At 70.0% G+C, this 24,233-nt stretch carries 18 protein-coding genes; 1 reads left to right on the top strand and 17 read right to left on the bottom strand.

Annotation, left to right across the window (positions count from 1 at the left end; genetic code table 11):
* Positions 1 to 122 precede the first annotated feature (122 nt).
* Positions 123 to 2,213 (top strand): hypothetical protein, encoded by a 2,091-nt coding sequence (locus ACGFX9_RS04475; RefSeq protein ID WP_393464400.1) that lies wholly within the window; start codon positions 123 to 125, stop codon positions 2,211 to 2,213.
* Between the two features lie 117 nt (positions 2,214 to 2,330).
* Here the strand turns inward: ACGFX9_RS04475 and obgE are convergent, their stop codons facing one another.
* From obgE to ACGFX9_RS04560, 17 genes are all read right to left on the bottom strand, one after another.
* The gene (gene obgE, locus ACGFX9_RS04480; protein ID WP_393464402.1) at positions 2,331 to 3,770 is read right to left on the bottom strand and encodes a GTPase ObgE; all 1,440 of its coding nucleotides are present in this window, start codon (positions 3,768 to 3,770) and stop codon (positions 2,331 to 2,333) included.
* A 118-nt stretch (positions 3,771 to 3,888) separates the two neighbouring features.
* Entirely contained in the window at positions 3,889 to 4,143 is a 255-nt protein-coding gene (gene rpmA, locus ACGFX9_RS04485) for a 50S ribosomal protein L27 (protein ID WP_030564037.1), read from the bottom strand.
* A 14-nt stretch (positions 4,144 to 4,157) separates the two neighbouring features.
* Positions 4,158 to 4,478 carry a 50S ribosomal protein L21 gene (gene rplU / locus ACGFX9_RS04490; RefSeq protein ID WP_160505004.1) on the bottom strand — a complete coding sequence of 107 codons (321 nt, stop codon included), beginning with the start codon at positions 4,476 to 4,478 and terminating at the stop codon, positions 4,158 to 4,160.
* Positions 4,479 to 4,641: 163 nt separating this feature from the next.
* Positions 4,642 to 5,994 carry a phospholipase D-like domain-containing protein gene (locus tag ACGFX9_RS04495; protein WP_393464405.1) on the bottom strand — a complete coding sequence of 451 codons (1,353 nt, stop codon included), beginning with the start codon at positions 5,992 to 5,994 and terminating at the stop codon, positions 4,642 to 4,644.
* Between the two features lie 182 nt (positions 5,995 to 6,176).
* The gene (locus ACGFX9_RS04500) at positions 6,177 to 10,130 is read right to left on the bottom strand and encodes an Rne/Rng family ribonuclease (protein WP_393464408.1); all 3,954 of its coding nucleotides are present in this window, start codon (positions 10,128 to 10,130) and stop codon (positions 6,177 to 6,179) included.
* A gap of 234 nt (positions 10,131 to 10,364) precedes the next feature.
* Positions 10,365 to 11,168, bottom strand: a complete 804-nt coding sequence (locus ACGFX9_RS04505; RefSeq protein ID WP_393464411.1) for a TIGR03936 family radical SAM-associated protein — start codon at positions 11,166 to 11,168, stop codon at positions 10,365 to 10,367.
* A gap of 46 nt (positions 11,169 to 11,214) precedes the next feature.
* The gene (locus ACGFX9_RS04510) at positions 11,215 to 12,483 is read right to left on the bottom strand and encodes a hypothetical protein (protein WP_393464414.1); all 1,269 of its coding nucleotides are present in this window, start codon (positions 12,481 to 12,483) and stop codon (positions 11,215 to 11,217) included.
* Between the two features lie 41 nt (positions 12,484 to 12,524).
* On the bottom strand, positions 12,525 to 13,094 hold the full coding sequence (locus ACGFX9_RS04515; protein WP_393464416.1) for a GNAT family N-acetyltransferase: 570 nt from the start codon (positions 13,092 to 13,094) through the stop codon (positions 12,525 to 12,527).
* Complete coding sequence (locus ACGFX9_RS04520) at positions 13,095 to 15,017, bottom strand: TIGR03960 family B12-binding radical SAM protein (RefSeq protein WP_393464419.1); 1,923 nt, start codon at positions 15,015 to 15,017, stop codon at positions 13,095 to 13,097.
* A 64-nt stretch (positions 15,018 to 15,081) separates the two neighbouring features.
* Positions 15,082 to 16,683 (bottom strand): CHAD domain-containing protein, encoded by a 1,602-nt coding sequence (locus tag ACGFX9_RS04525; protein ID WP_393464422.1) that lies wholly within the window; start codon positions 16,681 to 16,683, stop codon positions 15,082 to 15,084.
* Positions 16,684 to 16,733: 50 nt separating this feature from the next.
* On the bottom strand, positions 16,734 to 17,939 hold the full coding sequence (gene rodA, locus ACGFX9_RS04530) for a rod shape-determining protein RodA (protein ID WP_393464425.1): 1,206 nt from the start codon (positions 17,937 to 17,939) through the stop codon (positions 16,734 to 16,736).
* Entirely contained in the window at positions 17,939 to 20,113 is a 2,175-nt protein-coding gene (gene mrdA / locus ACGFX9_RS04535) for a penicillin-binding protein 2 (protein ID WP_393464428.1), read from the bottom strand. The genes rodA and mrdA overlap by 1 nt, the downstream gene beginning before the upstream one ends.
* Positions 20,114 to 20,210: 97 nt before the next feature.
* Positions 20,211 to 20,885, bottom strand: a complete 675-nt coding sequence (gene mreD, locus ACGFX9_RS04540; protein ID WP_393464431.1) for a rod shape-determining protein MreD — start codon at positions 20,883 to 20,885, stop codon at positions 20,211 to 20,213.
* Between the two features lie 13 nt (positions 20,886 to 20,898).
* Positions 20,899 to 21,849 (bottom strand): rod shape-determining protein MreC, encoded by a 951-nt coding sequence (gene mreC, locus ACGFX9_RS04545; RefSeq protein WP_393464434.1) that lies wholly within the window; start codon positions 21,847 to 21,849, stop codon positions 20,899 to 20,901.
* A gap of 182 nt (positions 21,850 to 22,031) precedes the next feature.
* Entirely contained in the window at positions 22,032 to 23,051 is a 1,020-nt protein-coding gene (locus ACGFX9_RS04550; RefSeq protein WP_160505014.1) for a rod shape-determining protein, read from the bottom strand.
* Between the two features lie 295 nt (positions 23,052 to 23,346).
* Positions 23,347 to 23,760: a nucleoside-diphosphate kinase gene (ndk, locus tag ACGFX9_RS04555; RefSeq protein WP_393464437.1), complete on the bottom strand. Its 414-nt coding sequence runs from the start codon at positions 23,758 to 23,760 to the stop codon at positions 23,347 to 23,349.
* Between the two features lie 92 nt (positions 23,761 to 23,852).
* Entirely contained in the window at positions 23,853 to 24,230 is a 378-nt protein-coding gene (locus ACGFX9_RS04560) for a DUF4233 domain-containing protein (protein WP_393464440.1), read from the bottom strand.
* Between the last annotated feature and the right edge of the window lie 3 nt (positions 24,231 to 24,233).

The raw sequence follows: 24,233 nt of genomic DNA on the forward strand, positions 1-24,233 counted from the left end.
GCCCCTTTATCCGGTGATTGTCGTCACGGAAGATTGCTACGGAGCCACCGCACGTCATACGGTCAGTGGTCGACTTCCCCCCTTGTCCGATCCCCCCGATCCCCCGCCAGGAGCCCAAGCCCGTGCCCTCTGCCGGACTCGCACCCCGCCGCATCGTGCAGCTCTCCGCGCTGTTCGCGATGTTCGCGCTCTTCACGGCCCAGCTGGTCAGCGCGCTGGTCCCGTACGTACCGGTGTTCATCGCCGCGTCGGCGGCGAACCTCGCGCTCGACGTCTATCTGCAGTACAAGCAGCCGGGGCTCCTCTCCCTCCTTGGCAAGATCCGCTTCGATGTCACGGTCCGCCAGCTGCTGCGCGACATGCTCATCCTGGTCGGCCTGCTGCGCATCGACGGCATCGAGCCGCTCGCCGAGCAGTCCCCCCTGACGATCTCGCTGCTTGCCTTCTACTTCCTGCACTTCGGCTGCCAGGCCACCGCCATACTGGTGCGCCGCTCCCGCCAGCTGCCGATCGTCACGCGCAACATCGACGCGTCCGCGCTTCACCTGACCGCGGCCCCGCCGCGGATCCTGTCGCGCCGCCAGGCCCACCGCCTGCTGACGTTCTCGATCCCGGCCACGGCCGGCCTGATGGTCACCGCGGGCACCACCGACGCGTACTGGGGCGGCATCGGCCTCGGGATCTCCATCGCCCTGATGGGCCTCGGCGCGATCTACCTCGCCACGTGGCTGCTTCCCAAGAAGCGCGCGAAGAACGACGAGAAGGTCATGGAGTGGCTGGACAACTGGCTGGCCGCCTACCAGCCGACCGTCGCGATGTACTTCTCGGGCGGCGCCACATCCGCGTACCAGGCGAACATGTGGCTCTCCACGCTCTCCAAGCTCGACGGCAAGCCGTTGATCGTGCTGCGCGAGCGGTTCATGGTGCAGAAGATCGACGCCACGGACGTCCCGATCATCTGCTTCCCGAAGGTCGCGACGATGTTCTCCCTGGAGACCTCGACGCTGAAGATGATGCTGCACCCGGCGAATGCCGCGAAGACCTCGCAGGTCCTGCGCATCCCCACGATCAAGCACGCCTTCATCAACCACGGCGAGAGCGACAAGCTGTCCTCCTGCAACCCGTACGCGAAGGCGTACGACGAGGTGTGGGTGGCCGGTCCCGCCGCGCGCGACCGCTACCAGGCCGCCGAGGTCGGCGTCGAGGACAAGGACGTGGTCGAGGTCGGCCGCCCCCAGCTGTCCCCGATCCTGCGCTCGACGGGCGCCCCCACGGGCACCTTCACGACCGTTCTGTACGCCCCCACCTGGGAGGGCTGGGACGGCAACCCCGGCAACACGTCGGTGACCCTCGCGGGCGAGAACATCGTCCGCCACCTCCTCGCCGACCCCGGCGTACGCCTCATCTACAAGCCGCATCCGATGACCGGCTCGCAGGACCCGCGCGCGGGCGCCGCCAACGAGCGCATCAAGGCGATGATCCGCGAGGCCGCCGCCAAGCGTTCGGGCGAGCGCCCCGGTCCGGAGGCGGCCACCGAGCTGCTGCGCCGCACCGAGGACCTGGACCGGCTCACCTCCACCGCGTTCCGCAAGAGCGTGGACGAGATGGAGCGGATGATGCTCCAGGGCACGCCCGACGGCGACCAGCAGGCCGCGGTCGCCGAGGCGACGGCTGCCTGGGAGGCGGCGTACTGGGCGTCGTTCCCCGAGTGGGAGCACCAGATCATCACCTCGGCGCGCCCCGCGATCTTCTCCTGCTTCAACCAGGCGGACCTGCTGATCAGCGACGTCTCCTCGGTCGTCTCCGACTGGCTGACGAGTGAGAAGCCCTACGCGGTCGCGAACACCTCCGGCATGTCCGAGGCGGACTTCCGCGCGGGCTTCCCGACGGTGAGCGCGGCGGCGATCCTCTCCCCCGGCGCCGAGGGCCTCCCGGCCCTCCTGGAGGCCGTCCGCTCCCCGGAGAAGGACGCCCACGCCGAGGCCCGCGCAGGCCTCAAGGAGCACCTCCTGGGCCCCTCGGACCCGCCCTCCCTTGTCCGCTTCAACGAGGCGGTCCTGGCCCTATCGGCCAAGGCCGACGAGCGCCGCATCCGCATGGCCACCCGCATCGACGCGGAAATCCCCGGCCAGCGGGCGGCGGAGGACGCGGCGGAGGAAATGGAGTCGGACGCCACCGAGCAGAACGGCGCAGAAGACTCCGTGACGGCGTAGCCCCGTAAGGGGCGCGGGGAACTGCGCGAGCAACCACAACGCACCCGCACGGTGACGAGCAAGCAGAGGGCCCCCGGAGCCGAAGCTCCGGGGGCCCTCTGCTTGGGGCGCTCCCGCCTAGAACGGCTCGAAGTCGTCGTACGCCTTCTCCGCGTCGTCCCGCTCGGTGTCACGGTCCCGGCGGCGCTGGGCCGCGGGACGGGGCTCCTCAAGGCGGTGGTCCTCGCCGCGGCGGCCCAGCATCTCCGCGCCGGCCATCACCGAAGGCTCCCAGTCGAAGACGACCGCGTTCTCCTCGGGGCCGATGGCGACGCCGTCACCGCTGCGCGCGCCCGCCTTCATCAGCGCTTCCTCGACGCCGAGGCGGTTCAGCCGGTCCGCGAGGTAGCCGACGGCCTCGTCGTTGTTGAAGTCCGTCTGGCGCACCCAGCGCTCCGGCTTCTCGCCGCGCACGCGGTAGATGCCGTCGTCGCCGAGCTTGACGGTGAAGCCCGTGTCGTCCACGGCCTTGGGACGGATGACGACGCGGGTCGCCTCCTCCTTCGGCTTCGCGGCACGCGCGGCGCCCACCACCTCGGCGAGCGCGAAGGACAGCTCCTTGAGCCCCTTGTGCGCCACGGCCGACACCTCGAAGACGCGGTAGCCGCGGGCCTCCAGGTCGGGCCGGACGAGGTCCGCGAGGTCCTGTCCGTCGGGTACGTCGATCTTGTTGAGTACGACGACGCGCGGCCGGTTCTCCAGGCCCGCGCCGTACTCCCGCAGCTCGGCCTCGATGATGTCGAGGTCGGAGACGGGGTCACGGTCGGACTCCAGGGTCGCCGTGTCCAGGACGTGCACCAGGACGCTGCACCGCTCGACGTGGCGCAGGAACTCCAGGCCGAGGCCCTTGCCCTGGCTCGCGCCCGGGATCAGGCCCGGTACGTCGGCGATGGTGTAGACGGTCGAACCGGCCGTCACCACACCGAGGTTGGGGACGAGCGTCGTGAAGGGGTAGTCCGCGATCTTCGGCTTGGCCGCGCTCAGGACCGAGATCAGCGAGGACTTGCCCGCGCTGGGGTAGCCCACGAGCGCGACGTCCGCGACGGTCTTGAGCTCCAGGACGACGTCGCCCGCGTCTCCCGGCTCACCGAGCAGCGCGAAGCCGGGCGCCTTGCGGCGGGCCGACGCGAGTGCCCGGTTGCCCAGGCCCCCGCGGCCGCCCTGCGAGGCGACGTACGTCGTGCCCTGGCCGACCAGGTCGGCGAGGACGTTGCCGTCCTTGTCGAGGACGACGGTGCCGTCCGGCACGGGCAGGACCAGATCCTGGCCGTCCTTGCCGGAGCAGTTGTCGCCGGCGCCGGGGGCGCCGTTGGTGGCCTTGCGGTGCGGGGAGTGGTGGTAGTCGAGCAGGGTGGTGACCGACTGGTCGACGACCAGGATCACGTCCCCGCCACGGCCGCCGTTGCCACCGTCCGGGCCGCCGAGCGGCTTGAACTTCTCACGGTGGACGGAGGCACAGCCGTGGCCCCCGCTACCCGCGGCGACGTGCAGCTCGACGCGGTCCACGAAGGTGGTCATGGGATGTGCCTCCAGAAACGAACGGAATGTCTATCTAGTAACACGCGAAAGGCGGACCCGCTTCCCGACAGGGAAGTGAGGTCCGCCCTCGCGAAGAACTGTTCTACGGCTGCCTGATTCAGGCGACCGGAACGATGTTCACGACCTTGCGGCCACGGTGGGTGCCGAACTCCACCGCACCGGCGTCCAGCGCGAACAAGGTGTCGTCCTTGCCGCGGCCGACGCCCGAGCCCGGGTGGAAGTGGGTGCCACGCTGGCGGACCAGGATCTCACCGGCGTTGACGGTCTGACCGCCGAAGCGCTTCACGCCGAGCCGCTGAGCATTGGAGTCGCGCCCGTTCCGAGTGGACGATGCGCCCTTCTTGTGTGCCATCTAGTCTCAGTCCCTTACTTCGCAGCCGTGGGGATACCGGTGACCTTGATCGCCGTGTACTGCTGGCGGTGACCCTGGCGACGGCGGTAGCCGGTCTTGTTCTTGTAACGAAGGATGTCGATCTTCGCACCCTTGTGGTGGTCCACGACCTCGGCCGTGACCTTGATACCGGCAAGCACCCACGGGTCACTCGTCACGGCGTCGCCGTCGACAACGAGCAGCGTAGAGAGCTCTACGGTGTCGCCAACCTTGGCGGTGGGAAGCTTGTCAACCTCAACGATGTCGTCGACAGCAACCTTGTGCTGGCGACCACCGCTGCGCACGATGGCGTACACGGATCTCTCTCTCGCTCGGAACGGGACCCCCGCAGTCCAGCCGGACCGTCTGCACGGTCGGCCTCTCCCGGGCGCCAGGCGCCGGAAGGAAATTAGGTTTACAGGGGTAGAGCGTGTCTATTGACACGCCGACGCTCAAGATTACGGGGCTGGGCCGGAAGGGTCAAACCGGGTTCTCGCCGTCCGGCGGCAGCGGCTTGACACCCTTGCACAGATCGGTGCTGTCGGCGCTGCCCGGCCAGGCCACGGCCCGCACCCGGTCGAAGTGGCCGCGGTACACATCGTGCACGGAGTCGTCGTCGACCTTCACGATCGCCTCGTCGTTCTCGCGCAGGGCGGGCGCCGTGTAGTTCTGCGAGCCGGTGAAGGAGAGCTTGTTGCGCTTGCCGTCGTACATGCCGTCGATCAGCAGGTACTTCGAGTGGATGATGTAGGGCGTCACGAGCTTCGTGCCGGGGTGCAGCGGGTCCCGGTCGTCGTTGAAGCAGCGCACGGTCGGACCGCCGGACTTGTGCAGCGTCTCCCAGGTCCCCGGGGAGCCGCCCTGGCTCTTGGCGCTGTCGGTCTCGGCGTAGAGGATGCTCACCGTGCAGCCCGCCTTCTTGAGCGAGACGAGCTTGTCGGCGATCTGCTGCCGGGTGATCTTGAAGATCGAGGCACGGATGTTGGTGTGCCGGGCCACCCCGCTCGCGTCCTTGTAGTTGCACTGCACGTTGTTCAGGACCGAGTACATCGTGTCGGTCTCGTTGACCGTGCCGGAGCGCGGGAAGAAGTACGCCTTGTAGAGGCCGTCGGTGACCGTGCGGTAGTCCCAGTTGCGCCAGTCCTTGCCGATCATGTCCGTGAAGTAGTCGGCGTACGCCTCGTACATCATCGGGTTGTTCGGGAGCTGCAGCGCGTCGTTGTAGAACTTCGTGTGCGCGGACGGAGTCGAGTTCGACGTGGTCTGCACGACGACGTCCCTGGCGCCCTCGACCTGCGAGAACAGCCAGAACTTATTGTGCATGATCGACTGGCCGTACTGGGGATCGCCCAGGCAGGACTTGTGCGCCGGGCAGAGCGTCACGAACGACGACTTGTTCTTGTCGGTGCCGAGCGCCGCCGCGAGCGTGCTGTATGACGTGTTCGTGGGGCGGTCGCTCCTGCTGGACTCGTCGAGCAGCATCTGTACGTGGACACCGCGGTCCTTGGCCCGCACGAGCGCGTCGACGACCGAGGCCTCCCACACGTGGTAGACCGCGACCTTGATGGTCGAGCCCGGCACGGCGGAGTCGGTCAGCTCGATCAGCCGGGTGCGGATCGCGTACTGCTGCTCCGGGGTGCCCTTCGGATCGTTGAAGATCGGCGCCTCGGCGAGCAGCGGCTGCTGCTCGTCCGCCGTGGCGCTCCCCACGGCGCTCACGCTCTGGATCCCCGCCGCGGACAGGACCGTCGCCAGTGCGACGGCCTGACGGCCCCCCTTGGCCTGCTTCACGGCACGGTGGCGTCCCGTGCCCCTCAGACGCCCGTGCGTCATCGACACTTCCCTCCCCTGACGCCAGCGGCACGTCTCCCCAGACGCCACGCTCGCGTATTCCTTCATCAACCGCATGAGTTTTACAGGTACTTCGCCGGGTGCCAACAGGCGGGTGCCCCCGGCGCGGCGATTTCGCCGTATCGGGGGCACCCGGTCATACGTACGGACTGCGAAGCAGGAGGTCAGCCCTCTTCGGCCGCGGAAGCCTTGACACCGGCCGGTGTCTGCTCCGCCGCTGCGGTCTTCTTCGCCGTCTTCGACGCCTTCTTGGCCGTCGTCTTCTTGGCGGCCGTCTTCTTGGCCGCGGTCTTCTTGGTGGCGGTGGCGGCCTTCTTGGCCGTCGCCTTCTTGGCGGTCTTACGCGCCGTCTTCTTGGCCGGAGCGGCTTCCTCGGCCTCGGGGGCCTCGGTCTCCGGCTCCGCCACCGGTTCCGTCGCCTTCTCCGCCGACGGGACGACCAGGACGGCCGCCTCCTCGGACGCGGTCGGCGCGGTGGCCTTGCGGACCGCACGGCGGCGCGGACGGGCCGGAGCGGCGTCCGCCACCGGCTCGGCGGCGACGGGCTCGGCGACCGGCTCCGCGACGGGCTCGGCCTTGGGCGCCTCGGTCACGATCACGGCGGCCTCGGGCTCGGCGCTCTCGGCGGACTTCGGCGAACCGGCGGGCGACGTCGCCTTGCGGGTCGCACGGCGGCGCGTACGGCCCTTGGGAGCGGCGTCCTCCACCGGCGCCTCGGGGGCCTCGGGGGCCACCTCGACGACCGGGTCCTCCGCGGCGGCGGGGGTCTCGACCACGGGGGCCTCGATCACCGGAGCCTCGGCCTGGAGGGTCTCGGCCTTGGCCCCACGGGACCTGGAGCGCTTCTCCGCCTTGGGGGCGGTCTCCGCCTCCGCCTTCGGGGCGCCGGCCGGAGCCGAGGCCCTGCGGGTCGCCCTGCGCCGCGAGCGGCCACCACGGGACGCGGCGGCCTCGGCCTCGAACGCGCTGCTGTAGAGGTCCTCGTCCGGCACGAACTCAGGCTCGGGAAGCGCCACCGGGGCGGCGGCCTCCGCGGCTACCTCTTCCGCGGTCTCGACCTCGTCGACCTCGTGGGTGTCGTAGGTCTCGTGCTCGTGCGTGTGCTCCTGACCCTGCTCGGAGCCACCGCGACCGCGCTTCTTGCGCTTGCCGCCGCCACCGGCGGCGGTCGGCTGCTCCATGTGCACGATGACACCGCGGCCGTTGCAGTGGACGCAGGTCTCGGAGAAGGACTCCAGGAGGCCCTGACCGACGCGCTTACGGGTCATCTGTACGAGACCCAGCGAGGTGACCTCGGCCACCTGGTGCTTCGTACGGTCGCGGCCCAGGCACTCCAGGAGGCGCCGGAGGACCAGGTCGCGGTTCTGCTCAAGGACCATGTCGATGAAGTCGATGACGACGATGCCGCCGAGGTCGCGCAGCCGGAGCTGGCGCACGATCTCCTCGGCCGCTTCGAGGTTGTTCTTCGTGACGGTCTCTTCGAGGTTGCCGCCCTGGCCGGTGAACTTTCCGGTGTTGACGTCGACGACGATCATCGCCTCGGTCTTGTCGATCACCAGCGAGCCGCCGCTGGGCAGCCAGACCTTGCGGTCCAGCGCCTTCATCAGCTGCTCGTCGATGCGGTACGTCGCGAAGACGTCGACCTCGGAGGTCCAGCGCTGCAGGCGGTCCGCCAGGTCGGGGGCGACGTGGGAGACGTATCCGTGGATGGTGTCCCAGGCGTCCTCGCCGCTGACGATGACCTTGGAGAAGTCCTCGTTGAAGATGTCGCGGACGACACGGACGGTCATGTCCGGCTCGCCGTACAGCAGCGTCGGGGCGTTGCCGCCGTTCTTCGCCTTCTTCTGGATCTCTTCCCACTGCTGCTGCAGACGCTCGACGTCACGGCGCAGCTCGTCCTCGCTCGCGCCCTCGGCGGCGGTGCGCACGATGACGCCCGCGTCCTCGGGGACGATCTTCTTGAGGATGGTCTTCAGACGCGCGCGCTCGGTGTCGGGCAGCTTGCGGCTGATGCCGGTCATCGAGCCCTCGGGCACATAGACCAGGTAGCGGCCGGGCAGCGAGACCTGGCTGGTGAGGCGGGCGCCCTTGTGGCCGATCGGGTCCTTGGTGACCTGCACGAGGACCGACTGGCCGGACTTCAGGGCCGACTCGATGCGACGGGGGCCGTTGGCCATGCCGAGCGCCTCGAAGTTGACCTCACCGGCGTAGAGCACGGCGTTGCGGCCCTTGCCGATGTCGATGAAGGCGGCCTCCATCGACGGCAGCACGTTCTGGACCTTGCCGAGGTAGACGTTGCCGACGTACGAGGTCGCCTGCTCCTTGTTGACGTAGTGCTCGACGAGCACGTTGTCCTCAAGGACGCCGATCTGGGTGCGCTCGCCGTTCTGGCGGACGACCATCACGCGCTCGACGGCCTCGCGGCGGGCCAGGAACTCGGCCTCGGTGATGATCGGGACGCGGCGGCGGCCCTGCTCGCGGCCTTCGCGGCGGCGCTGCTTCTTGGCCTCCAGACGGGTCGAGCCCTTGATGGACGTGACCTCGTCGGCGCCGGTGCCGAGCTCGCGCTCTGCGTCCTTCCCTCGCCGTTCCCTCGGCTCCCGGACCTTGACGACCGTACGCTCCGGGTCGCCGTCCACTGCGTTCTCGGCCTCACCGGAGTCACCGGCGCGGCGGCGACGGCGACGGCGGCGACGGCTGCTGGTGGAGCCGCCCGAGCCGTTGTCGTCGTGGTCTTCGTCGGCCTGCTCGGCGGACGCGTCGGCGTCCTGCTCGGCGGCGTCCGTGTCGGAGTCGGCGTCGGACTCGGAGTCCTGCTGGTCACCGGAGTCGTCGGCGGACTCACCGCGACGGCGGCGTCGGCCACCACGACGGCGACGGCGGCCGTGACGCTCACCGGAGTCGTCCGAGTCGTCGCCGTCGGTGTCGTGGTCGCTGTCCTGGTCCGCGGCGGTGTCCTCGGCCTCTTCGACCTCGGGGGCCGGGGCCTGGGCGGGCTTCGGGGCGGCCTTGGCGCTCTCGCGCTCGGCGGCGGGCTGCTCCTCCGCGGCCCGGCGGCGACGGCGACGGCGCGGTCCTGTCTCCTCCTCCACCACGGGGGCGGCGGCCACGGGCTCGGCCTCGACGATCTCGATCTCTTCGTCTTCGACGGGCTCGTCGGCCGCTTCGGCGGCGGCAGCGGCGGCGGCGCGCTCGGGGGTCTGGAACATCGGCTCGGCGAACACCGGCGCCTGGAAGACGGCGACGGCGGGCCGCGCGGGCTTGCGCCCGGAGTCCTCGTCGGCGTCACCGGCGCGCGCCTTGCGGGTCCGCGTCGGGGCGGGCGCCGAGAATCCGGCGGCGGCCTTGCGCGTCGCACGGCGGGGACGGCGCCCGCGGGGCGCGTCCTCTTCGGCGGTGTCCGCTTCGGCGGCCTGCGCGCTCGCGGCGGGAGCGGCCGACGCGGCGGAAGCGGCCGGAGCGGCGGGCTCAGAAGGCTCAGAGGCTTCGGCGGCCACCGGCTCGGCGGCCTTCGCCTGCGTCTGCGCTGCCTCGGCGGCCGGCGCGGACGAACCGCGGGTCGCACGGCGGCGGGCGCGGCGCGGGGCGGCGTCTCCGGACTCCGGCTGCGCCTCGGGCTCGGCGGCGGGCTTCTCGGCGGCGGGCTCTTCAGCGGCGGCAGCGGCGGGCTCAGCGGTCACCGGCGCGTCGGCGGCACCCTGCGGCGCACCGGCGGGAGCCGAGGCGCGGCGCGTGGCACGGCGGCGACGCGGCGCGGGAGCGGCCTCCTCGGCGGCTACGGGCTCGGGAGCGGCCACGGCGGGTTCGGGCTCGGCGACCGGCGCTTCAGCGACCGTCTCGGCGCCCTGCGGCGCTCCGGCGGGAGCCGAGGCGCGGCGCGTGGCACGGCGGCGACGCGGCGCGGGAGCGGCTTCCTCGGCCGGTGCGGGCTCGGGAGCAGCGCTCCGGGGAGCCTCTTCGGCGGCGGGGGTGGCCGGTATGGCCGGCGCGGCGGCCTCGGTGGCGCCCACGGGCGGTCCCGCGGGCCGCGACGCCGCACGGCGCCTGCGGCGCGGCGGCAAGGTGTCGCTGGGGGTGTTGTTGTCCGAGCCCTCAGTGGGTTCGTTCGGCTCAAGCATGCGGGCGGTTCTCCCGTCACGCTCCCGGGCGCCGCGCCTTGTCCGGTGATGTCCGCGGCTCTCGCTCACTTACGCGGGGCCGCCATCCGGGGGCGTGGGCGCCGCACGGGAGCTCTATGTGTCTGTCTCGCCGGTTCCGTACGCCCAAATGCGGACGGCCTGGCGAAAGTCTCGGTCAGTGCGCTGCCCGACCCAGGTGGCTCCCGAGTACCAGGGCGGCGCTACGACGTGTCCCTACGCGGGACCTTCCTGCGCCGGCGCCTTCGCGGCGGCTGCGGCGGCCCCTTGGTTCTCAAGTGGGGCCGTGGCTGCCTCGCGGTCGGGCGCGAGCGGGTCGGTCACCGTGCCGGTCTCGTCGTCAAGAAGCCCCTGCGCCAGCCTGGTCACCGCTGCGGGGACCGGCGGCGCCAGGTCGGCCACAGCTCGGAGACCGGACAGGACGTCGTCGGGTCGCACGGCAGGTGTCAAGTGCCGAACAACCAGCCGCAGTATCGCACAGGGCTGGTCGGTCGGCCTATCGGTGTCATGACTGAGCGCCTCGTCATGAGCGAGTGCCTCAAGGCTCACGACGGCCTCGCGGGCGTCGAAGGTCCGCATGCCGTTCTTCGTGCGGCGCTGGACCTCGACGGTCTCCGCGGCCCGGAAGGCCTCGGCGGCACGCTCCGCGTCCGTGAGCTCCACGCCGGTCAGGCGCAGCTCCCAGACGGACGCGGTGAGCCGGTCGGCGAGCCCTGATGTACGGGACTCGACGGCGTCGATGATGTCGAGGCCGGTCGGCATCGACTCGTCGAGCAGCTCGCGCAGCTTGTCGGGGTCACGCGCCTCGGTGAGCGCGATCTCCAGGTACTCGGCCTCACTGCCCGTGCCGGTGGGTGCGGCATTGGCGTACGACACCTTCGGGTGCGGCGTGAACCCCGCCGAGTACGCCATGGGCACCTCGGCGCGGCGCAGCGCCCGCTCGAAGGCGCGCTGGAAGTCACGGTGGCTGGTGAACCGGAGGCGGCCGCGCTTGGTGTAGCGCAGTCGGATGCGCTGCACCGCGGGAGCGGGCGGCGGGCCTTCGGGCTGTCGCTTGCCCAGTGTTCTAGTCCTTCGTGAGTGCGGTCGTACTGCTACCTAGAGTACGTGTCGCAGACGTGTCCGGTTCCCGCCGGGCCACCGGGACCGGCGCGGGCTCCCGCTCGGCCGCCCTCACGGGGACCGTTTCCTTCGGCGTGCCGAACAGCATGCGCCGTACGTCGGCGCGGGCCTCCCGCACGCTCTGGCGGGCGGCGGCCAGTGCCTGCCGGGCCGCGCGCCCCGCGTCCTTCACGGCCCGGGCGGCGGGCCGCCAGACGCCGTCGCGCAGGGCGTGCCCTACGGGGGTGAGGACGGAGCGGTACACCCAGCGCACCGGGTCGACGAAGATCCACCGAAGGAGTCGTCCGAGGAAGCGGCCCACGGCCAGCGAGATGTACCCGGCGATCCGCCAGGCGTGTCCGAGCGCGTCACCGATCTCGCGGGCGACGACCGCGATGCCCCGCCCGATGGGGGCGAGCACCCAGCGCCACAGGGCGACGGCGGGCACGACGAAGATCCAGCGCAGTACGGTCCCGACACCTCGCAGCAGCCACCCGAGCACGGTCCCGATGCCCGACGCCAGCCAGGCGATTCCGGCGCCGATCCCCTTGCAGAGCCAGGCGATCGCGCGCCCGACCGGCGTGAGGACGGACGCGTACAGCCACATGGCGGGCGCCACGACCAGCACCCGTCCCAGCCACGCGAGCCCCTTGCCGACCGGCACGACCACATACCGCCACAGCCCCACCCACGGCCACACGAACACCGCCTTGAACAGCCACACGAGCACGGCACCGGCGCCCCGCCCGGTCGCCGCGATCCCGGCGCCAACTGCCCGCGCCAGCCAGGCGATCGCGTGCCCAATGGGGGTGAGCACCGATGCGTACAGCCAGACGATGCCGTGCCCGATCGGCGTGAGGACGGACGCGTACAGCCAGACGGCGGGCACCACGACCAGCACCCGCCCCAGCCACGCGAGCCCCTTGCCCACCGGCACGACCACATACCGCCACAGCCCCACCCACGGCCACACGAACACCGCCTTGAGCAGCCACACCAGTGGTGTCACGATCAGCGTCCGGCCCAGCCAGGCGAGTGCGCGGCCCACGGGCCTGAGCCCCCTGAAGTACAGGAAGCGCCCGCACACGGCGAGCGCGTCCCACACCAGGCGTACCGGCACGACAAGCACGAGCACCACGATCCGCACCGGAATGCGGATCGCGACGGCGAGACAGCCCTCGGCCTGCGGTTGAGACTGTGGCTGCGCTTGCGGAGGCCGCTTTTCCAGGTCCATGCCGTCCTAGACGCGTCAGTGAGGGGTGCTGGTTCGGCCGGTCAGGCGCCGGTCGGGATCCAGAAGCGGAGCTTGCCGCCCCGCTCGTCCTCGAATTCGCCGCCGGCCGCCTCGATCACCTTGCGCGAACCGGTGTTGTCGGTGTCGCAGGTCACCAGGACCGATTCCAGGCCCAGTTCGCGGGCGTACGGCAGCGAGCCGATCAGCATCGCGGTGGCGTGGCCGCGGCGGCGGGCGGTGGGGCGTACGTCGTAGCCGATGTGGCCGCCGTACTCGCGCAGGAAGCGCGTGGCGACGTTGTGCCGGATGGCGAGGCGGCCGAAGTAACTACTGCCGTCGGTGTACCAGAGGGTCGTCACGGGGACGGAGAGCGGCTCGGCCGGGTGGACCGCCGCTTGGACCTCGGCGACGTACCGCTCGAAGACCGCGGGGTCGTGCCACTTGTCGCCGTAGTCGCGCAGGGTGCGGCCGAGCGTCGTGTCGTCGTCATCGCCGCCGCGGCCCTCGGCGCGGAACTCCTCCATCGCGGCGATGAAGGAGAGATGCACGAGGCCGGTGGGCGGGGCGAGTTGAGGACCAACCGCCCCGTCCACCGGACTCGGGTGACGCACTTACTTCACCACCGACAGCGGAAGGAGCTTCTTGCCGGTCGGGCCGATCTGGATCTCCGTCTGCATCTGCGGGCACACGCCGCAGTCGAAGCACGGGGTCCAGCGGCAGTCCTCGACCTCGGTCTCGTCGAGCGAGTCCTGCCAGTCGTCCCAGAGCCAGTCCTTGTCGAGACCGGAGTCCAGGTGGTCCCAGGGCAGGACCTCCTCGTACGTGCGCTCACGCGTCGTGTACCAGTCGACGTCCACACCGAAGGCGGGCAGCGTCTTCTCGGCGCAGGCCATCCAGCGGTCGTAGCTGAAGTGCTCGCGCCAGCCGTCGAAACGGCCGCCGTCCTCATAGACGGCGCGGATGACGGAGCCGATGCGGCGGTCACCGCGCGAGAGCAGGCCCTCGACGATGCCGGGCTTGCCGTCGTGGTAGCGGAAACCGATCGAGCGGCCGTACTTCTTGTCGCCGCGGATCTTGTCGCGCAGCTTCGTGAGGCGGGCGTCCGTCTCCTGCGCCGACAGCTGCGGGGCCCACTGGAACGGCGTGTGCGGCTTGGGCACGAAGCCGCCGATGGAGACCGTGCAGCGGATGTCGTTGCCCGCGACCTCGCGGCCCTTGGCGATGACGTTCGCCGCCATGTCCGCGATCTGCAGGACGTCGTCGTCGGTCTCGGTGGGCAGACCGACCATGAAGTACAGCTTGACCTGGCGCCAGCCGTTGCCGTACGCGGTCGCGACGGTGCGGATCAAATCCTCTTCGGAGACCATCTTGTTGATGACCTTCCGCATCCGCTCGCTGCCGCCCTCCGGGGCGAACGTCAGACCCGAGCGACGGCCGTTCCTCGTCAGTTCGTTCGCGAGGTCGATGTTGAAGGCGTCCACGCGGGTCGAGGGCAGGGAGAGGCCGATCTTGTCTTCCTCGTACCGGTCCGCGAGGCCCTTGGCGACGTCCGCGATCTCCGTGTGGTCCGCCGACGACAGGGAGAGCAGGCCGACCTCTTCGAAGCCGGTGGCCTTCAGGCCCTTCTCCACCATGTCGCCGATGCCGGTGATGCTTCGCTCCCGCACGGGGCGCGTGATCATGCCGGCCTGGCAGAAGCGGCAGCCGCGGGTGCAGCCGCGGAAGATCTCGACGGACATGCGCTCGTGGACGGTCTCCGCGAGCGGCACGAGGGGCTGCTTGGGGTAGGGCCACTCGTCCAGGTCCATGACGGTGTGCTTGGACACGCGCCACGGGACACCCGACTTGTTCGGTACGACGCGGCCGATCCGCCCGTCCGGGAGGTACTCGACGTCGTAGAACCCGGGGACGTAGACCGAACCGGTCCGCGCGAGCCGGAAGAGGACTTCCTCGCGGCCGCCGGGGCGGCCCTCGGCCTTCCACTCGCGGATGATCGCCGTCATGTCGAGCACGGCCTGCTCGCCGTCGCCGATGACCGCGCAGTCGATGAACTCCGCGACCGGCTCGGGGTTGAAGGCCGCGTGACCTCCGGCGAGGACGATCGGGTCGTCGACCGTGCGGTCCTTGGACTCCAGCGGGATGCCCGCGAGGTCAAGGGCCGTGAGCATGTTCGTGTAGCCGAGCTCGGTGGAGAAGCTGAGCCCGAACACGTCGAAGGCGCCGACGGGGCGGTGGCTGTCCACGGTGAACTGCGGGACCTTGTGCTCCCGCATCAGCTCTTCGAGGTCGGGCCACACGCTGTACGTGCGCTCGGCGAGGACACCCTCGCGCTCGTTCAGTACCTCGTAGAGGATCATGACGCCCTGGTTGGGCAGTCCCACCTCGTACGCGTCCGGGTACATGAGCGCCCAGCGGACGTCACACGCGTCCCAGTCCTTGACGGTGGAGTTGAGCTCTCCGCCGACGTACTGGATGGGCTTCTGGACGTGCGGGAGAAGCGCTTCCAGTCGTGGGAAGACGGACTCGACAGGCATCACAGCGTCTTTCGGCAGGGTTCTCATGATCTGGCAGGGGTGACCATCCAGCGTACCCCGCCGCTCAGCCCCCCAGCGCCGACCGCAGTTTCGCCTTGGACGCCTTGGCCCACACCCCCGGCAGCTCCCGCTCCCGGTCCGCGGCGGCCCCCTCCTCCTGCCCGTACAGAAGCCCCCAGGTAAAGGCGGTCTCCCCCGCCAGATGGGCCTGGATCGCAAGCGCCCGCAGGGCTTCGCGCGCCACCACGCTGTCCTGGTGGTCGCCGAGCACGCCCTGGACGGCCTTCATCCGCTTGGCGAACCGCTTGGCGGGCTTGCCGAGGGCGGGCGTCGCCGCCTCGCCCGCGTACCGGACCCGCTTGGCCGCCTTGCGGGCCGCGTGCATGGCCGCGTCCCGGTCCTGGCCCGGGGAGAGCGCGAGGGCGTGCTCGACGCGGGCCGCGAGGCGCCGGTAGTCCTTGAGCACGGCCTTGGGGAGGGCGTCGGCGGCGGGCGCGAGGGCTGCCGGGCGGAGCGGGGGGTCGGCGAGGACGGCGTCGACGGAGTCCAGGAGCGCGAGGTAGCGCTTGCCGTCGAGCACGGCGAGGGTCCTGCGCCGGGAGCCGCTGCTGCGGGCGACGGACCAGATGCGCAGGCGTCCGCGCACGGGGCCGAGCAGGAGCGTCCTGGGGACGGCGCCGATGCGGGCGGTGAGCCGCTCGGTCAGAACCTCCTGGTCGCGGTCGACGCCCAGCTCTCCCGCGAGCCACTTCAGCTCGTCGCCGAGCGGGTCGGTGACGGTGCGGTCGAGGATCTTGCGGTACGAGCGGAACGCGCTGCGCATCCGGCGGGTGGCGACGCGCATCTGGTGCACGGCGTCCGGCAGGTCGCGGCGGACCGCGGGATCGAGGGAAACGAGGGCGTCGCGCTGGGCGCGGAGGTAGGCGAGGACGTGGTCCCCGGCGGTGCGGGGTTCGTCGCGCCCGGCCGGGTCCTCCACATGGACGACGGCGAGGCGCTCGCCCTTCTTGCCCTTCTTGGTGACGGACGGCTTCTCACGCGCCTGCCGACGGGTCTCACTCAGACCGGTCGCCGCCAGCGCCTTGCCCAGCTTCGACGAGGAGTCCGACCGCTCCACCCCCGCCTTGCGCAGCTTCTTCTCGACCTTGTCGAGCAGCGCGGGGTCCGCGTCGTCCGCGAGCTCCACCTCGATCTCGGCCCACTCGGCGGTGCCACCGTGCGGGGAGAGCCGCTCGGCCCGTACGCGGTCGATGCTGATCTCGGCGAGCAGCTCGCCCTTGGCGTCGACGAGGTGGCGCAGGTCCCGCGCGGACAACAGGCGCACCACGGGGGCGAGTTCGGCCTCGCGGACCCGGGAGCGCACCAGGGCGGACAGCGCACGCGGGACGGAGTCCGACAGCGGGGCCCGGATCTCGTCGCGTACGCCTTCCGCGAGCGACACCGGCAGTTTCAGGTGCCAGCCCGCGTCGTCGCCGCCGGTGCGGCGGCGCAGCGTGACCGAGGCGGCGTGCAGACGCTGGTCGGCCGTGTCGTAGTAGACGGCGTCCAGGTCGACGACGCCCTTGTCGACGACATCCGCGATGCCCGCGACCCCGGTCAGGTCGGGCAGCGCGGCGTCAGCGCCAACGTCGTACTTACGCTCGATCTCACGCTTCGTCTCCGCCATGAACCGAATCTAGACGCGATCCCAGGCCAAGGGCAGCCCCCGTGACCGTCCTACGCGGACATCGGGCGCTGCACCTTGATGGACTGGAGCAGCCCGACGGCCACCCAGACGGCGAACATCGATGACCCTCCGTACGAGACGAAGGGCAGCGGCAGGCCCGCCACCGGCATGATGCCGAGCGTCATCCCGATGTTCTCGAAGGCCTGGAAGGCGAACCAGGCAATGATCCCGGCGGCGACGATCGTGCCGTACAGCTCGGTCGTCTCGCGCGCGATGCGGCAGGCCCGCCAGAGCAGGATGCCGAGCAGCACCAGGATGAGCCCGGCGCCCGCGAAGCCGAGCTCCTCGCCCGCGACGGTGAACACGAAGTCCGTCTGCTGTTCGGGCACGAACTGGCCGGTGGTCTGCGAGCCCTTGAAGAGGCCGGTGCCCGAGAGTCCGCCGGAGCCGATCGCGATGCGTGCCTGGTTGGTGTTGTAGCCGACGCCCGCCGGGTCGAGCGCGGGGTTGGCGAAGGCCGCGAAGCGGGCGATCTGGTAGTCGTCCAGGACGCCGAGCTGCCAGATGGCGATCGCGCCGGCCGCGCCGGTGCCGAGCAGCCCGAAGACCCAGCGGTTGGAGGCGCCCGACGCGAGCAGGACGCCGAGCACGATCATCGCCATCACCATGACCGAACCGAGGTCGGGCATGAGGAGCACGATCAGTATCGGTACGGCGGCCAGGCCGAGGGCCTGCAGAACCGTGCGGTGGTCGGGGTGGACCCGGTCGCCCGCGTCCACCCGTGCCGCGAGCAGCATCGCCATACCCAGGATGATCGTGATCTTCACGAACTCGGACGGCTGCAGCGAGAAGCCGCCGCCGACCACGATCCAGGCGTGCGCGCCGTTGATCGTCGCGCCGAGCGGGGTGAGGACGAGCAGGACGAGGAAGACGGAGATGCCGTAGAGGATCGGCACGGCCGTCCGCAGCGTCCGGTGGCCGAGCCACACCGTGCCCGCCATCAGGGCGATGCCGATGCCGGTGTTCAGGAGGTGCTTGAGCAGGAAGGAGTAGGGATCGTCACCGACCAGCTCGGTGCGGTTGCGTGTCGCCGAGAAGACGAGGGCCGAGCCGATCGCCGAGAGCGCGAGCGCCGCGAGCAGTATCGGCCAGTCCATCCTGCGCACCAGCGAGTCGCGGGCGAACAGGCGCGCCAACGACATCGGCGGGCGTTCGGGCCCGTAACCGGGGACGGAGAAGCCATTGTTGCCGGCCACTAGTCGCGCCTCCCCGCCGCGGGCGCGCCCGCGAGTTCCTGCGGCTCCTTCGGCTCCTTGGGGGCCTCCGGCTTGTACGGCTTGATCTTCGGGGAGTCGATCGAGCCGTCGGACTCGATCTTCGGGAGGTTCTTCTGCGGCTCGGGCAGGAGGGCCTTCTTGAGGTTCTGCTTGCCGTCCTCGTCCAGGCCGTAGATGCCGTCGTAGATCTTGCGGACAGCGGGTCCCGAGGCTCCGGAACCCGTACCGCCCTGGGAGATCGTCATCACGATCGAATAGTCCTTGGTGTACGTCGCGAACCACGAGGTGGTCTGCTTGCCGTAGACCTCCGCCGTACCCGTCTTGGCGTGCATCGGGATCTTGTCCTGCGGCCAGCCGCCGAACCGCCAGGCGGCGGTTCCCTTGGTGGCGACGTCGGCGAGGGCGCCGTCCACTTTGTCCCGCGTCTCCTTGGTCATGGGCAGCTTGCCGTGCGACTTGGGCTTGAGCTCCTGGACCTGCTTGCCGTCGGCGCTGATGATCGCCTTGCCGACGGTGGGGTTGTAGAGGGTGCCGCCGTTGGCGATGGCGGAGTAGATCGACGCCATCTGTATCGGCGTGACGAGGGTGTCGCCCTGGCCGATGGAGTAGTTGACGGAGTCACCGGCGCGCATCTTCATGCCTTCGAGGCAGTTCTCGTAGGCGATCTGCTGGGTGTAGTCGCCGCCCTTCTTGCCCTGCTTGCACCAGCCGTCCTTGTTGGCCTTCCAGTAGTCCTTCTTCCACTGGCGGTCCGGGACGCGTCCGGTGACCTCGTTCGGCAGGTCGATGCCGGTCTCCTTGCCGAGGCCGAACTGGTGGGCGGTCTTGTAGAACCAGTCCTTGGGGTCCTTCTTCGGCTTGTTGCCGCCGTCCTTGATCCACTGGTCGTGCGAGAGCTTGTAGAAGACGGTGTCGCAGGAGACCTCGAGGGCCTGGCCGAGGGTGATGGAGCCGTGGCCCTTGGACTCGAAGTTCTTGAAGGTCTGGCCGCCGACGTTGTACGAACTGGGGCAGGGGTACCTGCCGTCGAAGTCGTAGCCCGCGTTGACCGCGGCGGTCGTCGGGATGACCTTGAAGATCGAGCCGGGGGCCGCCTGGCCCTGGATGGCGCGGTTCAGGAGCGGGTAGTTGGACTTCTTCCCGGTGAGCCGCGTGTAGTCCTTGCCGGAGATGCCGCCGACCCAGGCGTTCGGGTCGTACGCCGGATTCGACGCCATCGACACGATGCGGCCGGTCTTGTTCTCCATGACGACGACGGCGCCCGCGTCGGCCTTGTAGTTCTCGTTGGTGTTCTTGTCGAACTCCTGGCGGGCCTTCTTCATCGCGTCGTTGAGCCAGTACTCGGACAGGGCCTGCACGCGCGCGTCGATGCTGGTGACGACGTTCGCGCCGGACTCGGCCTTGTCGTCCTTGGCCTTGCCGATGACGCGGCCGAGGTTGTCGACCTCGTAGCGGGTGACGCCGGCCTTGCCGCGCAGCTGAGCGTCGTACGTCCGCTCAAGTCCCGAGCGGCCCACCTGGTCGGAGCGGAGGAACGGCGAGTCGGTGTGTTCGGCCTTCTTGATCTCGCCGTCGGTGACGGGCGAGAGATAGCCGAGCACCTGCGCGGTGTTGGACTTGCCGGGCGCGGCGTAGCGGCGCACGGCGGTGGGCTCGGCGGTGATGCCGGGGAAGTCCTCGGAGCGCTCGCGGATCTGGAGGGCCTGCTTGGGAGTGGCCTCGTCCGTGATCGGGATCGGCTGGTAGGGCGAGCCGTTCCAGCAGGGCTGCGGGGTCTTGGAGTCACAGAGGCGGACCTTGCCGTCCACGTCCTTGGGTTCCATGTCCAGGACCTCGGCGAGCCTGCCGAGTACCGCCTTGCCGTCGTCCTTCATCTTCATCAGGTCCGTGCGGGACGCGGAGACGACCAGGCGGGTCTCGTTGTCGGCGATCGGGACTCCGCGGGAGTCGAGGATCGAGCCGCGCACGGCGGGCTGGACGACCTGCTGGACGTGGTTGCCGGAGGCTTCCTTGGCGTACTCGTCGCCGTTGCGGATCTGGAGGTACCAGAGGCGGCCGCCCAGGGTCAGGAGCAGGGAGAGCACGAGGATCTGGATGACGATGAGGCGGATCTGGACCCGTGGGGTCCGTCCGGTCTCGGGGATGTTGGTCACTGCGCTGCCTCCCCCTCTCAGTGTGTGTACGGGTAGTACGTGTACACGACCGACCTGTGTGCGCGGCCGGACGTGTACGGGGCCAACTGCGCCGCGTTCACAGCCGCTTGACCCCCTTGATGCGTCCGGCGCGCGCGACGCGGGCCTTGGCCGCCTTCATCCGCAGGCCGCCGCGCTGGTTGCCGATGCGCAGGCCGGTGCCCGAGGCGAGCCAGCCGGACGAGACGTCCGTGGCCGCCTTGTTGGCGGGTGAGCTCTCCCCCAGCGGATCGTTCTCGGCGCGCCGGGCAAGGGCGATGATCAGCGGCACCGTGAACGGCGCGAGCAGCAGGTCGTACAGGGCGGCCGTGAACAGGAGCTTGACCAGGCCCACGTGGCGGGCCGCGGTGTCCCCGACGAGGGCGCCCACGCCCGCGTACAGCAGGGTCGAGCCGATGGCGGCGCCGACGACCACGACGAGCGGCCCGGTGGCGGACCTGAGCCGCCCGGTCTCCGGCTTGGCCAGGCCCGCGAGGTAGCCGATGGCGCACAGCACCAGGGCGTACCGCCCGGCGGCGTGGTCGGCGGGCGGGGCCAGGTCGGTGAGCAGCCCGGCGCCGAAGCCGATGAGGGCGCCGCCGACGTGGCCGTAGACCAGGGCGAGGCCGAGCACCGTGAGCAGCACCAGGTCCGGGACCGCGCCCGGCAGCTGGAGCCGGGCCAGGACGCTGACCTGGATGACCAGGGCGACGACGACCAGGGTGGTGGAGAGCAGGATTCGGTTGAAGCGCATGGGTCCGGTGCTCCTACTGCTCGTTGCCGTTGTCGACGCCTTCGGCCGGTTGTCCTGACGGGGTGGCCGTCACGGTCACCGTCGGGGTCGGCTTCGGTTTGGCGGGCTTCTTCGGGAGCACCGTGTCGCGCGGGTCCTCACGGGGCGCTTCGACGACGACGCCGACGATGTCCAGCTTGGTGAAGCCGACGTACGGCTTGATGAAGACGTTGCGTGTCAGGTTGCCGCCCGAGGGGTCGACGCGGACGACCTCGCCGACCGGTACGCCCGGCACGAACGGCTTGTCGGCCTGCGAGCCGAAGGTGACCAGGCGGTCGCCCTTCTTGACCTCGGCCTTGCCGTTGAGCATCTGGACGGAGAGCGGGCGGTCGCCCTGTCCGGTGGCGAAGCCGAGCTCGTCGGACTTCTCCATGCGGGTGCCGACGGTGAAGTCGGGGTCGTTGGCGAGCAGGACGGTCGCGGTGCCGGGGCCGACCGTGGTGACGCGGCCGACCAGGCCGTCGCCGTTCAGGACGGTCATGTCGCGCTTGATTCCGTCGTTGGCGCCCGCGTCGATGGTGACGGTCCAGGAGAAGCCCTGGGCCGCTCCTATCCCGATGACTTCGGCGCCCTTGATGCCGTACTGACCGGCACCGGCCGTCTTCAGCATGCTGTCCAGCTGCCTGACGCGGCTGCGGTTGCGGTCGTCGCTGCCGAGCTTCCCCTTCAACGCGGCGTTCTGCCGCTCGAGTTCGGCGATCCGGTCATGCCGGTCACCGGAGTCCCGGACCGCGCCGATGGCGTTCCCGATCGGGTCGACGGCGGTCGATACGCCGTCCTCGACCGGGCCGAAGACCGTGGCGGCGGCGCGGCGGGCACCGTCGACCGGCGAGTCCTCGCCACCGCGGATGTCCACCGTGATCAAAGCGAACGCGATGGCGATCAGCAGCACCAGGAGCAGCCGGCTCTCTCGTGTGTCCCTCACGTGCGGCGGCCGTGCCTTCCTCAGTTGGAAATCCTTGGAATTCTGAGCAAATCTGAGCAATCGGATTCCGCGGCGTCTGCGGGCGCCGCGGAATTGTTGTCTTGCCTCTATATCAACGATCCGCCGCACGAGGTGACAGGCACTCGTACGGCGGACACCCTTTCAGCGGGTTCGCGCCACTCTCATCTGCGCGGTGACGCGTCAAGGACCTGCTGGAGCGCCTCGAACTCCTCGACGCACTTGCCGGATCCGAGGGCCACGCTGTCCAGCGGGTCCTCGGCGATGTGGATCGGCATGCCCGTCTCGCGACGCAGACGCTCGTCGAGGCCGCGCAGCAGGGCGCCGCCTCCGGTGAGAACGATGCCGCGGTCCATGACGTCACCGGAGAGCTCCGGCGGGCACTTGTCGAGGGTCGTCTTGACCGCGTCCACGATCGCGTTGACCGGCTCCTCGATGGCCTTGCGGACCTCGGCGGCGGAGATGACGACGGTCTTGGGCAGCCCGGAGACCAGGTCCCGGCCGCGGATCTCGGTGTGCTCGTCGGCGTCCATGTCGTACGCCGAACCGATGGTGATCTTGATCTGCTCGGCCGTGCGCTCACCGAGGAGAAGGGAGTACTCCTTCTTGATGTGCTGGATGATCGCGTTGTCCAGCTCGTCGCCCGCGACCCGGATCGACTGTGCCGTGACGATTCCGCCGAGCGAGATGACGGCGACCTCGGTGGTGCCGCCGCCGATGTCGACCACCATGTTGCCCGTGGCCTCGTGGACCGGCAGGCCGGAACCGATGGCCGCGGCCATGGGCTCCTCGATGATGTGCACCTGGCGGGCACCGGCCTGCGAGGAGGCCTCGATGACGGCGCGGCGCTCGACTCCTGTGATGCCCGAGGGCACGCAGACGACGACGCGCGGGCGGGCGAGGTAGCGGCGCTTGTGGATCTTCAGGATGAAGTAGCGGAGCATCCGCTCGGTGATCTCGAAGTCGGCGATGACGCCGTCCTTCAGCGGTCGCACGGCAACGATGTTGCCCGGCGTGCGACCGATCATCTTCTTGGCTTCGGCGCCGACAGCGAGAATGCCACCGGTGTTGGTGTTGATCGCGACGACGGACGGTTCGTTCAGGACGATCCCCCGACCCCTGACGTACACCAGCGTGTTGGCGGTCCCGAGGTCGACAGCCATGTCACGGCCGATGAACGACATGTTGTTCCCCATGGATGCGTCTGGCCTCCCCTGGAGCGTGTGATGGCTTTTTAGGTAGGCGAGTGGGTGCTGTGTGGCGTGGAGGCTTCCATCGTAGTCTCGCCTGCACGAACACGGCGCTAGGGTCTTCGCCATTGTCAGCAGATGAAGCGCCGCCTCGCTCTTGGAGACGTGCCATCGGAGGCACGCGTTCCCCCAATTGGGGCGCATATGCCAAGGGGCGGCCGGATTTCTCGGCCACCCCTGGTCAGGGCGGTGCCCTGCTGACTAGGCGTCAGGAAATCCGTACGGCGTGTCAGACGACGCCCGGGAAGAAGATCTTCAGCTCACGTTCGGCGGACTCCTCGGAGTCCGAGGCGTGGATCAGGTTCTCCCGGACGATCGTGCCGAAGTCGCCCCGGATGGAGCCGGGCGCGGCGGCGATCGGGTCGGTCGGACCCGCCAGGGCGCGCACACCCTCGATGACGCGCTCGCCCTCGACGACGAGTGCGACGACCGGGCCGGAGGACATGAAGTCGACCAGCGGCTCGTAGAACGGCTTGCCCTTGTGCTCGCCGTAGTGCTGCTCCAGCGTCTCCTGGTCGAGCGAGCGCAGTTCGAGAGCGGAGATCGTCCAGTCCGCCTTGCGCTCGATACGGCCGATGATCTCGCCGATCAGGCCACGACGGACGGTGTCGGGCTTGAGCAGGACGAGAGTGCGCTGGGTCATGTGCGGCTCCAAGAGGTTCACTTGCGACAGGTTTTTCCTGGTGCGACGGGCTACCGCTGTCGCATGGGATGCCGGGCACGATACCGGCACCACTACGCGGGGTTACCCCCGGCCCCGGCCGCGGCACCCGCCTCGCCCTCGGCCTGAGCGGCGAACCTCGCCTTCGCCTCGTCGATCTTCTGGCCGAAGTGCAGCGAAGCCCACCACAGCACGGCGAACACGAGACCCATGAAGAACATGATCGGTACGACGAAGCCGCTCGCGATGAGCGCGATCTGCAGCGCCCAGCCAAGCTGCACCCCGCCGGGCCGGGTGACCATGCCGCACAGCAGGACGGAGAACAGCATCGCGATGCCGCAGACCGTCCAGACCGTGCCCATCGACAGGTCCGGGTCCTTCATGGCGACCAGACCGGCGAAGCCGATGACGAAGAACTCGCCGATCAGCGTCGAAGCGCAGAGCGTACGCACGGA

Source organism: Streptomyces sp. NPDC048436 (assembly GCF_043200355.1).
Classification (GTDB): Bacteria; Actinomycetota; Actinomycetes; order Streptomycetales; family Streptomycetaceae; genus Streptomyces.

Coding starts and splice junctions, on each gene's coding strand:
- ACGFX9_RS04495 (WP_393464405.1), bottom strand. CDS start 5,994: ATGACGCACGGGCGTCTGAGGGGCACGGGACGCCACCGTGCCGTGAAG.
- ACGFX9_RS04550 (WP_160505014.1), bottom strand. CDS start 23,051: ATGTCGTTCATCGGCCGTGACATGGCTGTCGACCTCGGGACCGCCAAC.
- mreD (WP_393464431.1), bottom strand. CDS start 20,885: ATGCGCTTCAACCGAATCCTGCTCTCCACCACCCTGGTCGTCGTCGCC.
- ACGFX9_RS04520 (WP_393464419.1), bottom strand. CDS start 15,017: ATGCCTGTCGAGTCCGTCTTCCCACGACTGGAAGCGCTTCTCCCGCAC.
- ACGFX9_RS04510 (WP_393464414.1), bottom strand. CDS start 12,483: ATGGACCTGGAAAAGCGGCCTCCGCAAGCGCAGCCACAGTCTCAACCG.
- ndk (WP_393464437.1), bottom strand. CDS start 23,760: ATGACCCAGCGCACTCTCGTCCTGCTCAAGCCCGACACCGTCCGTCGT.
- ACGFX9_RS04525 (WP_393464422.1), bottom strand. CDS start 16,683: ATGGCGGAGACGAAGCGTGAGATCGAGCGTAAGTACGACGTTGGCGCT.
- obgE (WP_393464402.1), bottom strand. CDS start 3,770: ATGACCACCTTCGTGGACCGCGTCGAGCTGCACGTCGCCGCGGGTAGC.
- rpmA (WP_030564037.1), bottom strand. CDS start 4,143: ATGGCACACAAGAAGGGCGCATCGTCCACTCGGAACGGGCGCGACTCC.
- ACGFX9_RS04500 (WP_393464408.1), bottom strand. CDS start 10,130: ATGCTTGAGCCGAACGAACCCACTGAGGGCTCGGACAACAACACCCCC.